Source organism: Nisaea sp., from assembly GCF_965216895.1.
Taxonomy (GTDB): Bacteria; Pseudomonadota; Alphaproteobacteria; order Thalassobaculales; family Thalassobaculaceae; genus Nisaea.
Genome location: NZ_OZ244205.1, coordinates 2,787,887 through 2,807,724, shown reverse-complemented (window position 1 = coordinate 2,807,724; position 19,838 = coordinate 2,787,887). Strand labels below are relative to the sequence as shown.

The following is a 19,838-nucleotide window of genomic DNA, read 5'->3' as shown; positions in this document are numbered from 1 at the left end:
AGACCGATGTCCACGATCAAACCGAAATCCTCCATCGCGACGATGGTGAGCTACGCGCCGAACCATGGCGGCGCCAAGAAGCCCGGAAAGGTGATCCGCCTTTCCGCCAACGAGGGCGCGCTCGGGATGAGCCCGAAGGCCCTCGAGGCAATGCATGGCGCCGACCCGGACCTGCACCGCTACCCGGCGCTTGGTGCCAGCCGCCTCGCCGCGGCAGTGGGGCGGCGCAACGGCATCGATCCGGCCAGGATCGTCTTCGGCTGCGGATCCGATGAGCTGATACAGGTCCTCTGTCTCGGCTATCTCGAGCCGGGAGACGAGGTGATCTACACCCAGTACGGTTTCCTGGTTTACCCGATGGCGACCCGGATCGCCGGCGGCGTGCCGGTGGTGGCGCCGGACGACGAGTACACCGTCAGCGTCGACGCGATCCTGAATGCGGTGACCGAGCGCACCCGCATGGTGTTTCTTGCCAATCCGAACAATCCGACCGGGACCTATATTCCGCAGGACGAGGTGAAGCGCCTGCGCGCGGGTCTGCGCGACGACATCCTGCTGGTGCTCGACGCCGCCTATTGCGAATACGTAACGAAGAACGACTATGACAGCGGAATCGAGATGGTCGAGGCCCACGACAACGTGGTCATGCTGCGGACCTTCTCGAAGCTTTACGGAATGGCGGGGTTGCGGCTCGGCTGGGCCTATGGGCCGAAGGACATCGCCGCGACGCTGGAGAGCATCAAGCAGCCTTTCGGGGTGAACTCGCTCGCCATCGCCGCCGGGACCGCAGCGGTCGAGGACCTTGCCTTCCAGGAGGCCGTGGTCGAGAACAACAACAAATGGCTGCCCTGGTCGGTCGGGAAATTCACCGAGCTCGGCCTCGAGGCCCTGCCGACGGTGACCAATTTCCTGCTGCTCCGCTTCCCGGAGGCGGATGGCAAGAGCGCCGAGGCGGCGCGCCTGTTCCTCGCGGAACGCAACATCCTGGTGCGTGAGATGGCGGGTTACGGGGTGCCGGACACGGTGCGGCTGTCCATCGGCACCGGCGAGGAGATGCGCGAGGTCGTGGAGGCGCTGGCGGATTTCCTCGGCAAGGAAAGGCCTGGACCATGACCAGAGACGGGTTTCCGAAGGACGAGCCGCTCTTCCGGCGGCTCGCCGTGATCGGTGTCGGCAATCTCGGCTCCTCCGTCGCCCGCGCGGTGCGGAAGGCCGGAAACGGAGTGACCCATGTCGCGGCCTATGATCGCGATCCGGCGGTCCGGGCACGGTTGCAGGAACTCGGGATCGTCGACTCCGTGCACGAGACTGCGGGCGACGCCGTCGAGGGCGCGGATATCGCGGTGTTCTGCTCTCCGGTCGGCACCTATCGTGCGATCATGGACGAGGTCGCGCCGCATCTGCAGCCCGGCGCGGTGCTGACCGATGTCGGCTCGGTGAAGATGGCGGTCGTCCGCGACGTCTCGCCGCTGGTGCCGGCAGGGGTGCATTTCGTCCCGGGTCACCCGGTGGCCGGTTCCGAGAAATCCGGCCCGGATGCGGGCTTTGCAGACGTGTTCCGCGGGCGCTACTGGCTGCTGACACCGGAGGAGGGCACGGATGCCGGGGCGGTTGCCCGGGTCGAGGCGCTCTGGTCCCGCGTCGGCGCCATCGTCGAGGTGATGGACGCGGCCTATCACGACAAGGTGCTGGCCCTGACCTCGCACCTGCCGCACCTGATCGCCTATACCATCGTCGGTACCGCCTTCGACGTGGAGGAACAGGAGCGCCAGGACGTGATCCGTTTCTCCGCCGGCGGTTTCCGCGACTTCACCCGCATCGCCGGCTCGGACCCGACGATGTGGCGCGATATTTTCCTCAACAACAAGGACGCGGTGCTGGAGATGCTGCAGCGCTTCACCGAGGACCTGACCGCGCTGCAACGCCAGATCCGCTGGGGCGAGGGCGACAAGCTGCACGAGTTCTTCACCCGTACGCGGGAGGTCCGCCGCGGTGTCGTGGAGGCGCACCAGGAGGGCACCAGCCCCTGGGCACCGGGTGCCAATGGCGGCAAGCCGGGATCAGAGGGCGGGAATACGAAATAGGGTAAAGGGGCCGGCGCTGACCCGGCCGTCCTGCGCGGCGACCGGGAGACTGACGATCCGCGTGCCGTCGCCGGCACTGGTGCGGCTGAAGGCGCCCAGTACGAGCTTGGCGATCTCTGCCGCGTCCTGCTTCAGATGACCCGCCTCGACCAGATCCTGGATCGCCTCGTCGAAACCCTTCACTTCCAGCGTTCCGGCACCTTCCGGGCGCAGCAGCCGGTCCAGCGCCAGGGTGGCGCTGAGCCGCAGGCCGACGGGATCCATTGCGAGCGTGAAACGGTCGATCTCGAGCGTGCCTCCGCTGTCGCGCCAGAGTGCCAGATCCTCGCTGTCCATACCGGCGAGGGCGCCGCGCAGGGTCATCTCCATGGCGAGCGCCGCATGCTGCGCCTTGGTTCCCATCGCGGCGAGGATCGGACTTTCGACCCGTGTCGCTGTCAAGTTGACGACGGCGGCGGCCTCGGTGTGATCCGTCACCTCTTCCGCCTGATCCAGTGTCAGCGAGGCGGCGGCGAAGCGGGCGGCCTCCCGCGGGCCGCGGCCGTCGCCGATGCGTTCCGAGGTCAGCAGTCCGCCCAGCGCGGTGAGACGCGCATGTTCGAGCATGCCCGAGCCGAAGAATCTGGTTTCCAGTTGCGTGCGCGGGGCGGCTTCGAGGATGACGACGGTATCCGTGTCGAGATTGCGCTGGCGTGCGGTGACCCCGGTTTCCGCGGTGAAGGTGTAATCGAGCGGCGTCCAGGGCTTGGCGACGGCGCGCATCTCGCCGAGCGTGACGGTTTCTTCCAGCCGGCCGCGCTGCCGCCGATAGGAGAGGTCGCGCGCGAGCACCGACATCTCGAACGGGAATCCCTCGAAGTGCAGTTCGCCGTAGGTGACCTCGTTGCCCCGTGCCCGTTCCTCCTCTGCCCAGGCCTCGATCTTGCCCTCCAGCCAGAAGGCGGCGGCGAACCAGTTGCCGATATAGGTCAGCACCGCGAGGGCGACGATGAAGGACAGAACGGTACCGATGCGCCTCTTGCGCTTGTGCGGCGGCGGCGTCGGGATTATCTCGGAGATCATCTTTTTCATTTTCTTTCCGTGAAGTCCGCCAAGTTATGACCTCAGATTGTGGCGATCTATGGGTGTTCGGCTACGGCTCGCTGATGTGGCGGCCGGGTTTCGAGTATGTCGAACGGGTGCCGGCCCGCCTGCAGGGCTATCACCGGGACTTCTGCGTCTGGTCGCACCGGTATCGGGGGACCCCGGAACGCCCCGGACTGGTGCTCGGGCTCGACCGCGGCGGCTCCTGCCGCGGTATCGCCTACCGTGTGGCGGAAAGCAAGCGCGAGCAGGTGCTCGCCTACCTGCATGAACGTGAAATGATCACCGGTGTCTACGCCCCGCGCGTTCTGCCCGTTCGGGCCTCGGACTCCGGCCGCCGCGTCGGAGCGCAGGCCTATGTCGTCGATCGGACCCATGCGCAATATGCCGCGGGGCTGACGCCGGAAGAACGCGCGTCGCTGATCATCCAGGGACATGGCACGGCCGGACCCGGGCGGGATTACCTCGCCAACACGGTCGCCCATCTCGCCGAACTCGGCCTGCCGGACCGCCGGCTTTCGCATCTTCTGTCGCTTGTCGATCGCATGCTGGAGGGCATCCTTCCGGTCCCGGCGCCGCCCGCCGGTCCTCCGGCGCATCCGGCGAACCGGCCGGGCATGCGGCCCGAGACGGCTATCTGATCAGGATCGCCAGGCTCCCGCCTTCTATCTGGCATGCCTCTCAGGAATCCGAATGGCTCCGCCGGATCAGCCATTCCATCACGATACGGATCGCGGAAGCGCGGCTTTTGTTCCTCGGAGCCAGGAGGTGAAAGTCGCGTCGGTCGCTGAGCGACTGGCCGGCGACCTCAAGCAACCGTCCGGACTCGAGATCCTTCTCGACCAGGAACCGGCTGGCCAGTGCGATTCCCTGACCATTCAGCGCTGCGTCAATGCTCAGAGCGGTCTGGCTGAAAGTCATCCTGTTCTGTCTTCCACGATCATGGCTTCCGACCACTGCCTGGAGGAAATCCGGCCATAGATTGTGGGCGTCGTGCAGCAGAGTCAGGCTGCGGAAGACCTCTGGTGCGAAAGGGCGTGGCCGGTCTGAGACGAGGTTTGGCGCGGCAACCGCGATGATGTCGTTTCGGAACAGCAATCGCGCATCGATGCCGGCGCCGAACGGCGGTACGCCCTGGCGAATTGCGAGATCGATGCCATCGCTGTGAAAGCTGAGCACGCGTTCGGTTGCGACGATTCGCAGATCGATTTCCGGATGGGAGGCCGTAAGGCGCGGCAGGTTCGGCAACAACCATTTCGCGGCGAATGTCGGCGTGACGCTGATTGTGACCGTGTCCGTTTCGGGCTTCAGCGTCCGCGTCGCGTCGCGCAGCAGGGCAAAGGCTGCACTCACCTGCTCATGATAGGCGCGGCCATTTATCGTGAAGGACAGCCCTTTCGCGTGCCGCTCGAAAAGCGGCAATCCGAGAATGGATTCCAGTTTCCGGATCTGCTGCGCCACCGCTCCTTGCGAGACGCCCAGTTCCTCTGACGCGGCCCTGAAATTCTGGTGGCGTCCCGCGGCCTCGAAGGCTCGCAAGGAGTTCGGCGGCGGAAGCGGAAATGGTTTAGGCAATAGAAATTCTACCTTCATTTCGCAGAAATTCTGAGTCCCTGCGTTACTCGAAACGTTAGATACTATAATTCCTGGAAGGGAAATTGTGGAGGTAGATCCGTCATGGCTGTAGAAAAAGTAGCGCTGGTCACCGCCGGCGGCAGCGGCATGGGCGCCGATGCGGCGCGGCGACTGGCCGCGGACGGGTTCCGCGTCGGCATCCTCTCGTCCTCCGGCAAGGGCGAGGCCTTGGCCAACTCTCTTGGCGGTTTCGGCGTGACGGGCTCGAACCGCTCCGTCGAGGACCTGGAGCGCTTGGTCAACAGAGCTGTCGAGCGCTGGGGACGGGTCGATGTGCTGGTCAATTCCGCCGGTCATGGTCCAAAGGGCCAAGTGCTCGAAATACCGGACGACGACTGGCACGAGGGCATGGAAGTCTACCTGTTGAACGTCGTGCGTCCGACCCGCTTGGTCACGCCGTTGATGCAGGATCAGGGCGGAGGAGCGATCATCAACATCTCGACTTTCGCGGCGTTCGAACCAGATCCGCTGTTCCCGACCTCCGGTGTTTTCCGCGCCGGTCTTGCCGCCTTTGCGAAACTCTATGCGGACCGCTATGCCGCGGACAACATCAGGATGAACAACGTCCTTCCCGGCTTCATCGACAGTCTCCCGGAAACCGAGGACAGGCGGGCCAGGGTTCCGCTGGGTCGCTATGGCCGTGCCGAGGAGGTCTCGTCGCTGATTTCCTGGCTCGCGTCCGACGGGGGAACCTACATGACCGGCCAGAATCTCAGGGTGGATGGCGGCCTCACCCGTTCGGTCTGACGGATCGTTCAGCAGATCGGCTGGCGCAAGCCGTTTGCGATCTCGAAGTAGTCCGGATTGTCCGGCGCGATGAAGCCGTGGCGGACCAGAAAATCGATGATCGCGAGGTTGCAGTTGTACTTGAAGGCGTCGGGCTCGGTTTCGACGATCCGCATGACGTCGCCGACAGGGAGGAGCTCGAAACTCTCGACTTCGCCGTCGACCGCGTGCGGCACGAATGCGGGGTCGAGCTCGAGGTCGTAGGTATAGAACATGTGCCGTCTAAGTCCGGCCGGAACCGCCATCCGGTAACTGATAACCCCGGTCGGCCGGGCCGTCGCGGCGGTCTCCGCCGGGATGCCGGCCTCCTCGGCGCATTCCTTGAGCAGGTTGTCGAACGCCGAGATACCCGCCGGATGCCCGCCGGCGACCATGTTGTCGAGCTTGCCGGGGAAGGTCGCCATGTCCCTTGCCCGGCGCGCCACCCACATGAAGGTCCCGTCGACCCGGCGGACAATGCCGTTCAGGTGGAAGCCCCTGTTCACGATGCCGAATTCGGTGGCGGCGCCGCGGTCGAGAACGGCAAGAGGTGCCGCATCGGGATGGGGCAGGACCGGGTAGAACTCGCCGCGTGCCTTCGCGGCCAGCCCGGAACCGCGCAATGTCTCCGAGGCCTCGGCAAGCTTGTCGCTGATGTCCTCGAATGTACCCGCCGGAAGCGTGAGGCCGCGCCCGGACTGGAGAAAGCCGCAATCCGCGAGCCTTTCCGCGACGGGATGCGACACCAGCCCGACCTCTGCGCCGCCGATCGACCAGGGACGATAATCGGCGGGATCGTGCGCATTGCAGAGCCGGAGATGATGCAGGTATCCGCTCATTCTCCGGACTGCTTTTCTGTCACGGACATCAGGAGAAGCGTTTCTCCGAGACCAGTACCGAGGTGACGGAGACCATGCTCCGCATGACGGCCGCCGCGTGGTCGCGCTGCGCGTCCGTCAGGCCCTGAACCTGCAGGTCGATGGTGAGCTCGTCCCGCCGACGCCCGCCGAGATCGCTGTGCCAGCGCGTCGGGATCAGCCCGAGCTTGGCGAAGGTCTCGAGCACACGGGGCATTACCGAGGGTTCGGCGCGCGCCTGCACGGAAAAGCAGGCGGTGACGTCCGCTTCGTCCGAGGTGTTGGAATAAGACGGGTGAAAAGATTGAGATACAGCAACGTCTTGCATTGCAAAACCACTCCAGGCGAGGGGATCGAATAAGGGAATACAGCACAGGCCCGGCCCTATCAGAGGACCGGGTTGCTAATTCGCCCGATAATTCGACCGGCCAGACGCCGGAGAGGTTGGCTGTTCATGCGGGAGACCCTATTGCCGCCGCCCCGCGCCGTCAAGCGCGGGTGAGTTTCTCGAGCGCCTCGTTGAGCTGGCTCATGCGCTGATGGTCGCCGAACGGGGAGTCCGGATGGAACACGAGGGCCAGACGGCGGTAGCGTCCACGGATCGCCTTCTGGTCCGGAACCGCCGTCGGCGCGAAGCCCATGACATGCAGCGCCTCACTCCGGCTGGTGATTCCGTTGCGCAGGGGTTCGAACGCAAGATCCCCGATAATCCGCTGCAATTGTTCGATATCTTCTTCGAGGCGCGCGCGCGCCTCGCTGTCGTTCTGGCGCCGGGTGCGGTCTTCGCTGCTTTCAATCGAGAGTTGGCGATCGCCTTCCGCCATCTTCAGCGACAGCGCCAGCGCACGCCGCAGGCGTGCGATGTCGTAGCCGATCGGCAGGCGCAGCTGCAACCGCGGTTTCCGGCGCAGGGTACGGCCTTTGGAGGGGCCGGACTGCAGTTTCACCACTTCCCGGTCATCCGGTGCGGGCTCTCCGGGGTCCTCGGTCGCCATCACGGTCTCGTTCGGGACCAGCATGAGGACCGCGCGCGCCAGATCGGCGACGCTGGCGCCCTGTGAATCCGCAAGTGCAGTTACGCGATCCCGGAATGCGCTCGAACAGGGGATGATGTAGGATTGGCTTTTCTTGTAGTTGATTGAAATCGGGTCATTTTTCCGGTTCGAGGCGGTGTAGGCGAGGACTGAATCGTCAGGCATTTGGGATCAAGAATCCTACTACAATTTGCGGTTCAGGGGCCCCGCATACCAAATCTTAGGGGGCAACTGGAAGTCTATTTCGGATAAACCGCCAGAATCAACTGACAAAAGAGTTACAATCGGTCGAATCTGTTTCGTTTTCGGTTCAATTTGTTAACGCAGGGTAAATTATGTCCAGAAATTAAGGCGCATTTTTGTCAAATCGTTTCGTCCCTGGCGATGTGGCGGATTGCCGCCGGTCGCGCTTGGCACTGGTCTTTGGCCATGCGGCGTTCTATATCGGCGGCATGTCAGTCTTCGTCATCATCCTCATGGCCATCGCCCTCCTGCTGGTGCTCGGCACCCTCTTCGGCGGTCTGCTGTCCATGGTCCGCGGCGGCCCGGACGGGCCAAGGCGTTCAAATCGTTTCATGCGGTATCGCGTGTTATTTCAATTGCTTGCGGTCGTGCTCTTCATGATTGCCCTGGCATTGTCGCGCTAGCGTTCTGCGTCCGGCGCAATTAGTTTCGGAGGCGTTCAGATGGTCCGGCTCACCAAAATCTACACCCGCGGCGGCGATGCGGGGGAGACTTCTCTCGGCGACGGGAGCCGTGTGAAAAAGCATGCGCTGCGCCCCGAAGCCTTCGGTTCGGTGGACGAAGCGAACAGCGTGATCGGCCTTGCGCGGCTGCATACTTCCGAAGCATCGGAGCTCGACGCGATGTTGGCCCGCATCCAGAACGATCTGTTCGATCTCGGTGCCGATCTGGCGACGCCGGAGCAGGAAAATCCGAAATGGCAGCCTTTGCGCGTCGGGGCGGCGCAGGTCGAGCGTCTCGAGCACGAGATCGACGCCATGAACGCGAAGCTGAAACCGCTGGACTCCTTCATTCTGCCTGGCGGCAAGCCTGCCGCGGCCTATCTTCATCTTGCACGGACCGTGATCCGCCGGGCGGAGCGGGCAATGACCGCGCTGGCCGAACAGGAGCCGGTCGGGGCCAATGCCATCAAGTTCGCGAACCGTCTTTCGGATCATTTGTTCGTGCTTGCTCGGCACATCAATGATGACGGTGCGGCGGACGTTCTCTGGGTTCCGGGCAAAAACCGCTGAAACAAGACGGCTTTCCCCGATGTCGCTTTGAGGTAAGAAGGCGGCGGGGTTAGCTTGACAGGCGAAAAACGCATCGCCTATGACCTGCTACCGCATAATGAAACTCAAATCTCTTTCGGGGTCGCCATGAAGGTTCTCGTACCCGTCAAAAGGGTCATCGACTACAACGTTAAGGTTCGCGTGAAGGCGGACCAGACCGGGGTCGAACTCGCCAACGTCAAGATGTCCATGAACCCCTTCGACGAAATCTCCGTCGAGGAGGCGATCCGCCTGAAGGAAGCCGGGACCGCGACCGAGGTGGTCGCCGTGTCGCTCGGCGTCCAGCAGTGCCAGGAAACCATCCGCACCGCGCTCGCCATGGGCGCCGACCGCGGCATCCATGTTCTGCACGACGGCGATCTCGAGCCGCTGGCGGTCGCCAAGATGCTGAAGGCCGTGGTCGAGAAGGAGCAGCCGGAGCTGGTCATTCTCGGCAAGCAGGCGATCGACGACGACGCCAACCAGACCGGCCAAATGCTGGCCGCGCTGCTCGGCTGGGGTCAGGCTACCTTCGCCTCCAAGATCGAGATGGGATCCGGCGAAGCCAAGGTCACCCGCGAGATCGACGGCGGCCTCGAGACCGTCTCGGTCAAGCTGCCGGCAATCGTCACCACTGACCTCCGCCTGAACGAGCCGCGCTACGCCTCGCTGCCGAACATCATGAAGGCGAAGAAGAAGCCGATCGACCAGATGAGCCCGGCCGATCTCGGCGTCGATCCGGCGCCGCGCCTCGAAACCCTGAAGGTCGAGGAACCGGCGAAACGCGAAGCCGGCGTGAAGGTCGCCGACGTCGCCGAGCTGGTGTCCAAACTTCGCAATGAAGCAAAGGTGATCTGATGAGCGTTCTCGTCGTTGCCGAACACGATAATTCGGAAATCACCCCGGCGACCCTGAACGCCGTCACTGCTGCGACCCAGATCGGCGGCGACGTCGCCGTGCTGGTGGCCGGCAGCGGTTCGTCAGCCGCCGCCGAGGCCGCTGCCAAGATCGCCGGTGTCTCCAAGGTGCTGCACGCGGATGCGGCGGAATATGCCAACGGCCTCGCCGAAAATGTTGCGCCACTGGTCGTTGCGCTGGCGTCCGGGTACAGCCACCTCCTTGCCCCGGCGACCAGCTTCGGCAAGAACGTGATGCCGCGCGCCGCGGCCCTGCTCGACGTGCAGCAGATCTCGGAGATCTCCGCCGTCGTCGATGCGGACACCTTCGTGCGCCCGATCTATGCCGGCAACGCCATGGCCACCGTGAAGTCCTCGGACGCGGTCAAGGTCATCACCGTGCGCACCACCGCGTTCGATGCCGCTGCCGCAGAGGGCGGTTCCGCCGCCGTCGAAGCCGCCGAGTCCAAGGGCGATGCGGGCCTGACCTCCTATGTCGGGGCCGAACTCAGCAGCTCCGAGCGCCCGGAACTGACCTCCGCCAAGGTCGTTATCTCCGGCGGTCGCGGCATGCAGAACGGCGAGAATTTCGCCATGCTGGAAGAGGTCGCGGACAAGCTCGGCGCCGCCGTCGGCGCGTCCCGCGCCGCGGTCGATGCCGGCTTCGTGCCGAACGACTACCAGGTCGGTCAGACCGGCAAGGTGGTCGCTCCGGAACTCTACATCGCGGTCGGCATTTCCGGCGCGATCCAGCACCTCGCCGGGATGAAGGACAGCAAGGTCATCGTCGCGATCAACAAGGACGAGGAAGCGCCGATCTTCCAGGTCGCCGATTACGGCCTCGTCGCCGACCTGTTCGAGGCGGTGCCGGAACTCAGCAAGGCGCTGGACGGCTAAGGGCCGCAAACACTTGACAGCAAACCGGTGCCGGGCGTCCCATGCGTCCCGGCACCGGCCGGCCGCCCGGCCGATGCCCCGACCAAGCGGGGAGAGCGGATATGGATGTGCGCACAATCGGCGTGATCGGAGCCGGGCAAATGGGAAGCGGCATCGCCCATGTGAGCGCGCTGTCAGGGTTCGACGTCCGCCTGCTCGATCTCGAAGACGCCCGGCTCTCACAGGCGGTCGAGAAGATCGACCGGGACATGCGCCGTCAGGCCGCCCGCGGCAAGGTCGCCGAGAACGACGTCGACACCGCGATGAAGCGGATCTCCACCGGTACTGATTACGGGATATTCGGAGCGTGCGACATCGTCGTCGAGGCGGCGACAGAAGATGAGTCGATCAAGCGCGAAATCCTGAAGACCCTGGTGCCGCATCTCTCGAAAGATGCGGTTATCGCGACCAACACCTCCTCGATCTCGATCACCCGCCTCGCGGCGGTGACGGACCGGCCGGGACGTTTCATGGGCATGCATTTCATGAATCCGGTGCCGGCCATGCAACTCGTCGAACTGATCCGCGGCATCGCGACGGAGCAGGACACCTTCGAGACCGTCCGCGCGCTCGCCGAAGCGCTCGGCAAGACGGTGTCGGTCGCCGAGGACTTCCCGGCCTTCATCGTGAACCGGATCCTGCTGCCGATGATCAACGAGGCGATCTATACGCTTTATGAAGGGGTCGGTTCGGTGCATTCCATCGATACCGCGCTCCGGCTCGGCGCCAATCACCCGATGGGCCCGCTGCAGCTCGCCGATTTCATCGGTCTCGATACCTGCCTCGCGGTCATGCATGTGCTCTATGACGGGCTGGCGGACAGCAAGTACCGGCCATGCCCGCTCCTGGTAAAATATGTCGAGGCCGGCTGGCTTGGCCGCAAGACAGGCCGCGGGTTCTACGATTATTCCGGCGAAGAGCCAGTACCGACACGGTGATCTCCGGCGTCACCAGGAAATATTTGCCGGGTAGGCAGTAATTTCCTTGCAATTCGATAAAATTTTAGATACTTCTTATGAGCCTGCCAAAAAGGCGGGAACAAAGGTCCTTTAGAAGGAAGGATATTTCCAATGACCGACTCGGTTGCCGAGAAGGCCTTGCGTCTTCTCCAGATATCAGTTGCGGATATCGAAGGGAGAGAGAGCCAGGTGGCGCTCGCCCTCAGCACCGCCGTCCATTCGGGCAATGCGATCGACAGGATTTTCGCGCGACAACGCTTCGACAATCTCGATCTCTACACACGAAAAAGAATCAAGGGGCGCGCGATTCAAGAAGCCCAGACGTTCTCGGTGCACTGACAGAGAGAGGTCAGTAGCGCTGTTGTCGGGGGTCTGGCAGCCGGTACAGGCAATCCGTTGCCGCCGGTTTCTCGGATCGGATGCGCCTAGCGCAGGATTCCGAGATCGCGATAACAGCGCTCTGCCCCGCTGTGCAATGGGATGGCAATCCCGTCGAGAGCGGAGTTCAGCTTGACGTTCTGGCCCTGGGGATGGCCGGCGGCGAGCACCTTCAGCGTGTTCTCGTTCCAAAGCGCGCGGCAGATGTCGTAAACCATTTGCTCGGGAAGTGTCTCCGGGACGATCCACTGGCTGCCAACGGAGAGCGTCGCGACTTCGCCGACTCCGTCATAGGTCCCGGCCGGGATGGTGTAGCTGGCAAGAAACCGGTGCTTGTCCAGCAGTTCGTCGACCGCTGGTCCGTCTAGTGTCAGGACATCGACAGCGTGCCGTTCCGCGGTGGTCGCGACCAGCTCGCTCGGCATTCCCGAAATCTGAAACAGCGCGTCGAGCTCGTTCTTGACCAGCAGGTCGACCGCCGGTCCCGATTTGAGGTAGGACGCGATCATCTGGTTCTCGTCGATGCCGTAGGCGTCGAAAATGTTCCTCACCATCACCAGCAGCCCCGATCCAGGCTCGTCGATCGAGACGCGCTTGCCGACCATGCCTTTCACGGAAGTGATCTCGGCTTCCCGCCGCACCAGAACGTGCAGCACCTCTGGATAGAGATGGGCAAGGGCCCGCAGATTCGTCATCGGCGGCTGGCCGTCGAAAGGGCCGGTCCCGTTATAGGCCGCGTAGACAATGTCGGCCTGCGCGAAGGCAGAGGTCACCCGCCCGCTCTCGACCGCGGTGACATTGTCCACCGAGCCGCTGGAGCTCTGGGCGGCAGCCACCAGATTCTCGACCCCGCAGACCGCGTCCTCCGCACAGGGCGGAGATCCGGGCGGGCGGGAAATCGCATTCGCGATCTCCGCGCCGAGCGGATAGTAGGTGCCGTCGACGCCTCCGGTCGCGATCTGGAAGAAGATCATCTTCTGCTGCGCGTAGGCCGTTCCCGTTCCGAGCGCGCTGTTTCCCGCCAGTACCGCAGCCTGAACCAACATGAAGAGGATCAGGGTCGGGCGGCTGAGGTGCAGCATTGTCGTCCGGTTTCGGTGCAGGAGGCGTCGGGTGGCTCCGACTATACCCACTATGAGTTTGAAGTGTAATACTTAATCAGTTCTTTCGCGGCCGCGGAATCCCATTCCGCATCGCCGACCAGCCGGCCCTGGACGGTCCCGTCCGGGCCGATCAGATAGGTGGTCGGCAAACCGGGGGCCTTGAAGGCGCGCATCAGGGCCGCCTTGCTGTCCGCGGCCGAACGGAGGCCGGCGATGCCGAGTTTTTCCAGGAACGGCTCGTAGATCCGTGCGCCGCCGCGGTCGATGGAGACCAGGACGACCTCGAAATCGGGGCCGCCCATTTCGGCGTTGAGTCGCTCGAGCGATGGCAACTCCTTGACACAGGGCGGACACCAGGTGGCCCAGAAATTCACCAGAACCGTCTTTCCGCGATACGAGTCCAGCTTGATGGGTTCGCCCGCGGCGCTTATGAAGGGGATGTCCGGCGCTGTACGGTCTTCGGCGCTGGGTACGAACTTGACCATGTCGCCCTGCTGCGGCGGCTCGGCGCCGGCCGTCCCGGCCTGCGATGCGAGCCCGGCGGCGAGCAGAGCGGCAAGCGCGATCTTCCTGACCGGCAATGATGCAATCCAAGACACGGGGCACTTCCCTCCATGAGTAAACGGCATAACGACCCTCAGCACGAAGGCGCCAGCACGATCTGGGGTGGCCGCTTCGCGTCCGGCCCGGCAGCGATCATGGAGGAGATCAACGCCTCCATCGGTTTCGATCGCCGGCTTTCGGCGCAGGACATCCAGGGCTCGATCGCCCATGCCGAGATGCTGGTCTCCCAGGGCGTGCTCACGGCTGAAGATGGTAAGGCGATCCGTCTGGGTCTAGAGCAAATCGACTCCGAGATCCGCGACGGCAGTTTCAAATTCTCGCGCGCGCTGGAAGATATCCACATGAACGTGGAGTCGCGTCTCGCCGAACTGATCGGCGACGCGGCGGGCCGTCTGCACACGGCGCGCTCCCGCAACGACCAGGTGGCGACCGATTTCAAGCTCTGGGTCCGCGGCGCGCTCGACTCGGTCGACGAGAGCCTGACCCGGCTGATCGCCGCGCTGATCGATCAGGCGGACAGGAACGCCGAAGCGGTGATGCCCGGTTTTACCCATCTGCAGACCGCGCAGCCGGTGACCTTTGGCCATCACCTGCTGGCCTATGTCGAAATGTTTGGCCGCGATCTCGGCCGTTTCCGGGATTGCCGCGCGCGGATGAACGAATGTCCCCTCGGCGCCGCCGCGCTTGCCGGCACCTCGTTCCCGATTGACCGGCACAAGACCGCCGCGTCCCTTGGTTTCGACCGGCCTACTGCGAACTCGCTCGACGCCGTCTCGGACCGCGATTTCGCGCTCGAGTTCCTCTCCGCGATGTCGATCTGCGCGACCCACTTCTCGCGCCTTGCCGAGGAAATCGTGATCTGGACCAGTGCCCAGTTCAATTACGTCACACTGTCGGACGCCTTCACCACCGGCAGCTCGATCATGCCGCAGAAGCGCAATCCGGACGCGGCCGAGCTGGTGCGCGCCAAGGCCGGCCGGATCATCGGCGACCTGAACGCGCTGCTGATCGTCATGAAGGGGCTGCCGCTGGCCTATGGCAAGGACATGCAGGAGGACAAGGAGCCGGTGTTCGACGCGGTCGATTCCCTTGGTCTCTGCATTGCCGCGACCGCCGGCATGATCCGCGACATGGAGGCCAATCCGGATCAGATGCGCGCCTCGCTGAAGGACGGGTTCCCGACGGCGACCGACCTCGCCGACTGGCTGGTGCGGGCCATCGGCATGCCGTTCCGCCGCGCCCACCACGTCACCGGCACGATCGTGAAGCTGGCCGAGGACAAGGGCTGCGGGATCGAGGAACTGAGCCTCGCCGACATGCAGGCGGTCGAGCCGAAGATCAATGACGGGGTCTTCGACGTGCTGACGGTCGAGGCCTCGGTCTCGAGCCGCACCAGCTACGGCGGCACCGCGCCCGCGAATGTGCGCGACCAGGTCGCGAAAGCGCGTGAACGGTTCCTCGCGTGAGGTCCGGAACGGGAGAAGTCCGATGCTGAAACGGATCACACGGGTTGGATTGCTGATCCTGCTGCTCGCCGGCCTGGCGCTGACCCAGGCGGCCTGCGGCAAGAAGGGCAATCTGAAACCGCCGCAGGGCACTCCGTCGGATTTCCCGCGCACCTACCCGACGCAATAAGACACCAGGGTTCCATGAAATGAGTGAGCAAGTCTCCTATCAGGACGGCGCGCTGCATGTCGAACGGGTCCCGTTCGCGCGCATCGCGGAAGAGGTCGGCACGCCGGTCTATGTCTATTCCGCGAGCGGAATGACCGCGCGCTACCGTGCGCTCGAAACCGCCCTGAAGGGGCTTCCGGTCTCGATCTACTACGCCATCAAGGCGAACTCCAACCTGGCGGTGATCAAGCTGTTCGGCGATCTCGGAGCCGGGATGGACGTGGTCTCCGGCGGCGAGCTTGCGCGCAGCCTTCGCGCAGGCGTTCCGGGATCGAAGGTGGTCTTCGCCGGCGTCGGCAAGACGGCGGAGGAGATGGCCTTCGCGATCGACTCCGGGATTCACCAGTTCAACGTCGAATCCGAGCCCGAACTGCGGCTACTGAACCAGGTCGCGGCCTCCAGGGGGGTGGTGGCGCCGGCGGCGATCCGGGTCAATCCGGATGTCGACGCCAAGACCCACGCCAAGATCACGACCGGACGCAAGGAGAACAAGTTCGGCATCGATATCGCCCGGGCGACGGAGATGTTCGAACTGGCGGCGACGCTGGAGCATGTCACCCTCCGGAGCATGTCGGTCCATATCGGCTCGCAGCTGATGGACGTCGCGCCCTACCGGGCGGCCTACGAGCGGTTGCGCGGCACGACGCTCTCGTTGCGCCAGGCCGGTCACGTTGTCGATCATCTCGACCTCGGCGGCGGCATCGGCGTTTCCTACGACGGCAGCGCGCCGCCGGATATCGACGAATATGCCGCCATCGTGAAGGATACGGTCGGCGACCTCGATTGCCGCCTCTCGATCGAGCCGGGCCGCTACCTGGTCGGCAATGAAGGCTACTTCCTGACCCGCGTGCTGTTCGTCAAGCATGGCGCCGAACGGCGCTTCGTGATTGTCGACGGCGCGATGAACGACCTGATCCGGCCGACCCTCTACGAGGCACATCACGAGATTGTCACCGTCGACGAGAATCCGGCCGGGGAGGCGGGCGGGCTCGCCGATATCGTCGGTCCGATCTGCGAGAGCGGCGACTATCTGGGCCGGGGCCGGACCTTCGGCGCAGTCGGCGAAGGTGCGCTCGTCGTGCTGAAATCGGCCGGCGCCTACGGGGCGGTCATGAGTTCGAACTACAATTCGCGGCCGCTCTGCCCGGAAGTCCTGGTCGAGGGGGACAGCTTCCGGGTGATCCGCCGCCGGCAGAGTTTCGACGACATGCTGGCCCTTGAAGAGGGGCTAGCCTGATCCACCTTCAGTCCCGAGTCCCTTGACCCTCCCGGCATCTCCGGGGGAAGATCGGGAATCGACAGGTTCCCGTGCCGCCGCGGGTGGCGACGCCAGCGGGGGAGGCGGTCGGGATTCGTCCCTCGAGACGCGGCGAAACGCCGGGGATGGGTCTTTGCATGCGTAACGGTGCCCGGACGTTTCTTCCCTACCGCCCCAAGCTGTGGGTGACCGGGATCGTTCTGGCCTGGGAACGGTTTTTCCCGGCTTTCAGGTGGCCGCTCGCCCTGATCGGGCTCTTTCTCGGGCTCGCCCTTCTCGAGGTTCCCCAATCCATCGGCGAGGCGACCGGAGGGCTGTTGCATGCGGCCCTGCTGGTCCTGGCGCTCGCGGTGTTCCTGGTTGCTCTCAGAAAGAGCTTCGAGAGTTTCTCCTGGCCCGACGAGGACCACATCCTGCGCCGTCTCGAGAGCTGGTCCGGGCTCCGGCACCGGCCGCTTTCCGCCATGAGCGACCATGTCGCCGGTGGGGGTCGCACTGAAGCCGCGCTCTGGCAGGCGCACCTGAAACGACTGGGCGATGTTCGCGCCCGCGTCCGTGTCGGCGCACCCGAACCGCAGGCGGCCGCGGCGGATCCGGTCGGTCTGCGCACGGTCGTCGGTCTGCTGCTCATCGTCGGTCTGGTTGCGGGCTGGCATAACCCGGGCGAAAGGCTGCGTGCCGCGATGCTGCCGGATCTGAGCGGTACCGGCGGCGCGCCTGTGTCGCTGGCCGATGTCTGGATCAGTCCGCCCGACTATACCGGCAAGCCGCCGATCCTTCTGACCCGGCCGATTGCCGTGAGAGCGGAAACCGGGCAGGAAACAGGACCCGAGACCGTGGCGATTCCTGTCGGTAGCCGCTTCCTCGCGACCGTCAACGGCGGCGAGGAAACCCCGGTCCTGGTAATCGAGGACGGGGTCGAGGCCGGTGCCGCGGACAAGAGCGCGGACGGGGTTTCCGAGGGAAGGTCCGAAAGGATCGCGTTTGAGACGATCGCGCCGGAAAGCCATCAGATCGAGGCGCCGATCTCCCGCGGTACGCGGCTTGCTGTGACGCAGGACGGCGATGCGCTCGCATCCTGGCAGATCAACGTTCTGCCCGATCTGGCGCCGACAGTCGCCTTCCCCGAAGCACCGTCTCAGTCCGAGCGGCACGCGCTCGTTCTCCGCTACGAGGCCGAGGACGATTACGGCGTCGCCAGGGTGCGCGCCCGGATTCACCGTCTCGTGGATGGCGCGGTCACCGAAGAGGCGCCGATCGAGATTGCGATGCCCGCCGTCGCCGGCGACCGCAAGGATATCTCCGGCCGGAGCTTCAGTGATCTGACACCGCATCCCTGGGCCGGGCATCAGGTCCGGATCACGCTCGAGGCCGAGGACGATATCGGCCAGAAAGGCGTCAGCGATCCGGTCGACATGCCGCTGCCGGAACGGGTCTTCACCCATCCGGTTGCCCGCGCGGTGATCGAGCAGCGCAAGCGCCTGGTCTCGGAGCCGGAGGAACGGATCGATATTTCCGAGATCCTGTTGACCCTCGCCGCGAGGCCGCATCATTACTTCCACGACACGGTCGTCTTCCTCGGCCTGAAATCCGCCGCCAGCAGGCTCTATTTCAAGGCGCCGGATGCGGACGGCATCGCGGCGTTGCAAAAACTGCTCTGGGACGTGGCGCTCCGGATCGAGGATGGCGATGTCTCGACCGCGCTGCGCGATCTCCGCGAGATCGAGCGCAAGCTGCAGGAAGCGCTTGCCGGCGATGCCAGCGACGAGGAGATCGAGCGCCTGATGGAGGAAATGCGCCAGGCGATCGACAAGTATCTCCAGGCGATGGCCGAGCAGATGATGAAACAGGCGCAGCGCGGCGACCAGATGGAACGCCAGCAGGTCGACCCGAACCAGATGCTCCGTCGCGATGATCTCATGAAGATGCTCGACCAGATGCGCGACATGGCGAAGACCGGCGCCCGCGATGCGGCACGGCAGATGCTCTCGCAGCTCCAGCAGATGATGGAGAATCTGCGCATGGGCATGCAGCAGCAGCAGATGTCGCCGCAGCAGCAGGCGCTGCAGGAGATGATGCGGCAGCTCAACGAACTGTCGCAGCAGCAGCGCGACCTGATGGACAGGACCTTCCAGGAGGGTCAGCGCCAGCGCGGGCAGCGGCCGGGGCAGCAGGCACAACGCGGCCAGCGTCCGGGTCAGCGTCCGGGTCAGCGTCCGGGTCAGCAACCTGGGCAGCGCGGCCAGCAGCCGATGCCAGGGCAGATGCCGGGCGGCGAGGGCGAGATGACGGCGGAGGAACTGGCTGCCGAACTGGCGGAGATGCAGGAACGTCTGCGCAAGCAGCTCGGCGAGTTCATGCGCAAGGTCGGCGAGGGGCTCGGGCAGATCCCGGAAGGGTTCGGGCAGGCGGAACAGTCGATGCGCGATGCGACCGAAGCACTCGGCGAAAACGCGCCGGGCCAGGCGGTCGGCCCGCAGGGCGACGCGCTGAGCCAGATGCGACAGGGCGCCGACGCGCTGAACGAGGCGCTGCGCGAGATGGCGAACGGCCAGGGCCAGGAGAATCCGAACGCGCAGGCGAACGAGAGCGACGATTTGGACTACGACGACGGCGATCCGTTGAACCGCCGGCGCACCGGTTACGGTTTCAACGACAACAGCAATGTCGAGATCCCGGCGGAGAGCGATATCCAGCGTGCGCGCCGGATCTTCGACGAGTTGCGCGACCGCTCCGGCGACCGTTCGCGGCCGACACTGGAACTCGACTACATCGAGCGACTGCTCAAGCGCTTCTAGTTTCCGGCCGTCCGGGGGGCGGCGTGCCGATAGACCAGATCGTCCGGGTCCTGCTTTACCGCGTCCGGATCGAGTTCGGCACCGAGTCGCTCGGCAAGCCGCCGTGAGCGCATATTGCCCGGATCGATATAGCTGACGAGCGTGCTCAGGCGGCGAACCTGGAAGGCCCACTCCCGCAGAGCCACGGCCGCCTCATGAGCGGAGCCGTGTCCCTCCGCGCCGGGATAAAGCATCCAGCCGAGTTCCGGCTCCGGGAACAGCGGTCCGTGATTGACGCCCACCTGCCCGAGACAACGTCCGTCCTCGCGGTTTTCCAGCATCAGCGAGCCGTGCCCGAAGAGCGCCCATTGCGCCAGATCGTTGCAGAACATGCCCCACGCGTATTTCTCGGAGAACGGACCGCCCATGTAGGTCGATCGGCCCGACGCCATCATGTTCCGGTATTCGGGCCAGTCTTCCCAAGATTGAGGCCGCAAGCGGAGTCGCGGAGTCTCAAGTGTCGGGATTTGCATCATTGGTCACGGTCCTGCGCGGCGAACT

Annotated in this window: 22 protein-coding genes; 14 read left to right on the top strand and 8 right to left on the bottom strand. The window is 64.6% G+C overall.

The window, feature by feature from the left end; translation table 11 throughout:
* The first annotated feature begins 6 nt into the window (after window positions 1-6).
* Together ACOOE1_RS13535 and ACOOE1_RS13530 are read left to right on the top strand one after the other, a co-directional pair.
* Window positions 7-1,113 (top strand): pyridoxal phosphate-dependent aminotransferase, encoded by a 1,107-nt coding sequence (locus tag ACOOE1_RS13535; RefSeq protein ID WP_420402725.1) that lies wholly within the window; start codon window positions 7-9, stop codon window positions 1,111-1,113.
* Window positions 1,110-2,084, top strand: a complete 975-nt coding sequence (locus tag ACOOE1_RS13530; protein ID WP_420402724.1) for a prephenate/arogenate dehydrogenase family protein — start codon at window positions 1,110-1,112, stop codon at window positions 2,082-2,084. The genes ACOOE1_RS13535 and ACOOE1_RS13530 overlap by 4 nt, the downstream gene beginning before the upstream one ends.
* Here ACOOE1_RS13530 and ACOOE1_RS13525 read toward each other — a convergent pair.
* Entirely contained in the window at window positions 2,061-3,155 is a 1,095-nt protein-coding gene (locus ACOOE1_RS13525) for a DUF2125 domain-containing protein (RefSeq protein ID WP_420402723.1), read from the bottom strand. The genes ACOOE1_RS13530 and ACOOE1_RS13525 overlap by 24 nt on opposite strands.
* 26 nt (window positions 3,156-3,181) lie before the next feature.
* On the opposite strand from ACOOE1_RS13525, the gene ACOOE1_RS13520 reads away from it, so the two are divergent.
* The gene (locus tag ACOOE1_RS13520) at window positions 3,182-3,808 is read left to right on the top strand and encodes a gamma-glutamylcyclotransferase (protein ID WP_420402722.1); all 627 of its coding nucleotides are present in this window, start codon (window positions 3,182-3,184) and stop codon (window positions 3,806-3,808) included.
* A 40-nt stretch (window positions 3,809-3,848) separates the two neighbouring features.
* Here ACOOE1_RS13520 and ACOOE1_RS13515 read toward each other — a convergent pair whose 3' ends face one another.
* On the bottom strand, window positions 3,849-4,760 hold the full coding sequence (locus ACOOE1_RS13515; RefSeq protein WP_420402721.1) for a LysR substrate-binding domain-containing protein: 912 nt from the start codon (window positions 4,758-4,760) through the stop codon (window positions 3,849-3,851).
* 84 nt (window positions 4,761-4,844) lie between these two features.
* On the opposite strand from ACOOE1_RS13515, the gene ACOOE1_RS13510 reads away from it, so the two are divergent.
* Window positions 4,845-5,549, top strand: a complete 705-nt coding sequence (locus ACOOE1_RS13510; protein WP_420402720.1) for an SDR family oxidoreductase — start codon at window positions 4,845-4,847, stop codon at window positions 5,547-5,549.
* A gap of 8 nt (window positions 5,550-5,557) precedes the next feature.
* Here ACOOE1_RS13510 and ACOOE1_RS13505 read toward each other — a convergent pair whose 3' ends face one another.
* From ACOOE1_RS13505 to ACOOE1_RS13495, 3 genes are all read right to left on the bottom strand, one after another.
* On the bottom strand, window positions 5,558-6,406 hold the full coding sequence (locus tag ACOOE1_RS13505) for a DUF4743 domain-containing protein (protein ID WP_420402719.1): 849 nt from the start codon (window positions 6,404-6,406) through the stop codon (window positions 5,558-5,560).
* Window positions 6,407-6,434: 28 nt separating this feature from the next.
* Window positions 6,435-6,752 (bottom strand): hypothetical protein, encoded by a 318-nt coding sequence (locus ACOOE1_RS13500; protein WP_420402718.1) that lies wholly within the window; start codon window positions 6,750-6,752, stop codon window positions 6,435-6,437.
* Between the two features lie 160 nt (window positions 6,753-6,912).
* Complete coding sequence (locus tag ACOOE1_RS13495) at window positions 6,913-7,623, bottom strand: J domain-containing protein (protein WP_420402717.1); 711 nt, start codon at window positions 7,621-7,623, stop codon at window positions 6,913-6,915.
* A gap of 245 nt (window positions 7,624-7,868) precedes the next feature.
* Here ACOOE1_RS13495 and ACOOE1_RS13490 point away from each other — a divergent pair, with 245 nt between their 5' ends.
* The 6 genes from ACOOE1_RS13490 (at window position 7,869) to ACOOE1_RS13465 (ending at window position 11,862) form a co-directional block, all read left to right on the top strand.
* Window positions 7,869-8,105: a twin transmembrane helix small protein gene (locus tag ACOOE1_RS13490; RefSeq protein WP_420402716.1), complete on the top strand. Its 237-nt coding sequence runs from the start codon at window positions 7,869-7,871 to the stop codon at window positions 8,103-8,105.
* Window positions 8,106-8,144: 39 nt separating this feature from the next.
* Window positions 8,145-8,714 (top strand): cob(I)yrinic acid a,c-diamide adenosyltransferase, encoded by a 570-nt coding sequence (locus tag ACOOE1_RS13485; RefSeq protein WP_420402715.1) that lies wholly within the window; start codon window positions 8,145-8,147, stop codon window positions 8,712-8,714.
* A gap of 126 nt (window positions 8,715-8,840) precedes the next feature.
* Window positions 8,841-9,590 (top strand): electron transfer flavoprotein subunit beta/FixA family protein, encoded by a 750-nt coding sequence (locus tag ACOOE1_RS13480; RefSeq protein WP_420406435.1) that lies wholly within the window; start codon window positions 8,841-8,843, stop codon window positions 9,588-9,590.
* Complete coding sequence (locus ACOOE1_RS13475) at window positions 9,590-10,525, top strand: FAD-binding protein (protein WP_420402714.1); 936 nt, start codon at window positions 9,590-9,592, stop codon at window positions 10,523-10,525. The genes ACOOE1_RS13480 and ACOOE1_RS13475 overlap by 1 nt, the downstream gene beginning before the upstream one ends.
* 101 nt (window positions 10,526-10,626) lie before the next feature.
* Window positions 10,627-11,502, top strand: a complete 876-nt coding sequence (locus ACOOE1_RS13470; protein WP_420402713.1) for a 3-hydroxybutyryl-CoA dehydrogenase — start codon at window positions 10,627-10,629, stop codon at window positions 11,500-11,502.
* Between the two features lie 132 nt (window positions 11,503-11,634).
* Window positions 11,635-11,862: a hypothetical protein gene (locus ACOOE1_RS13465; protein WP_420402712.1), complete on the top strand. Its 228-nt coding sequence runs from the start codon at window positions 11,635-11,637 to the stop codon at window positions 11,860-11,862.
* 86 nt (window positions 11,863-11,948) lie between these two features.
* On the opposite strand, the gene ACOOE1_RS13460 is transcribed toward ACOOE1_RS13465, so the two are convergent.
* The gene (locus ACOOE1_RS13460; RefSeq protein ID WP_420402711.1) at window positions 11,949-12,983 is read right to left on the bottom strand and encodes a TAXI family TRAP transporter solute-binding subunit; all 1,035 of its coding nucleotides are present in this window, start codon (window positions 12,981-12,983) and stop codon (window positions 11,949-11,951) included.
* 50 nt (window positions 12,984-13,033) lie between these two features.
* On the bottom strand, window positions 13,034-13,603 hold the full coding sequence (locus tag ACOOE1_RS13455) for a TlpA family protein disulfide reductase (RefSeq protein ID WP_420402710.1): 570 nt from the start codon (window positions 13,601-13,603) through the stop codon (window positions 13,034-13,036).
* 15 nt (window positions 13,604-13,618) lie between these two features.
* On the opposite strand from ACOOE1_RS13455, the gene argH reads away from it, so the two are divergent.
* The 4 genes from argH (at window position 13,619) to ACOOE1_RS13435 (ending at window position 19,298) form a co-directional block, all read left to right on the top strand.
* Window positions 13,619-15,034 (top strand): argininosuccinate lyase, encoded by a 1,416-nt coding sequence (gene argH, locus ACOOE1_RS13450; RefSeq protein WP_420402709.1) that lies wholly within the window; start codon window positions 13,619-13,621, stop codon window positions 15,032-15,034.
* 22 nt (window positions 15,035-15,056) lie between these two features.
* Complete coding sequence (locus ACOOE1_RS13445) at window positions 15,057-15,203, top strand: hypothetical protein (protein WP_420402708.1); 147 nt, start codon at window positions 15,057-15,059, stop codon at window positions 15,201-15,203.
* A 19-nt stretch (window positions 15,204-15,222) separates the two neighbouring features.
* Complete coding sequence (gene lysA, locus ACOOE1_RS13440; RefSeq protein ID WP_420402707.1) at window positions 15,223-16,479, top strand: diaminopimelate decarboxylase; 1,257 nt, start codon at window positions 15,223-15,225, stop codon at window positions 16,477-16,479.
* 158 nt (window positions 16,480-16,637) lie between these two features.
* Entirely contained in the window at window positions 16,638-19,298 is a 2,661-nt protein-coding gene (locus tag ACOOE1_RS13435) for a TIGR02302 family protein (protein WP_420402706.1), read from the top strand.
* Here ACOOE1_RS13435 and ACOOE1_RS13430 read toward each other — a convergent pair.
* Complete coding sequence (locus ACOOE1_RS13430; protein WP_420402705.1) at window positions 19,295-19,810, bottom strand: GNAT family N-acetyltransferase; 516 nt, start codon at window positions 19,808-19,810, stop codon at window positions 19,295-19,297. The genes ACOOE1_RS13435 and ACOOE1_RS13430 overlap by 4 nt on opposite strands.
* Between the last annotated feature and the right edge of the window lie 28 nt (window positions 19,811-19,838).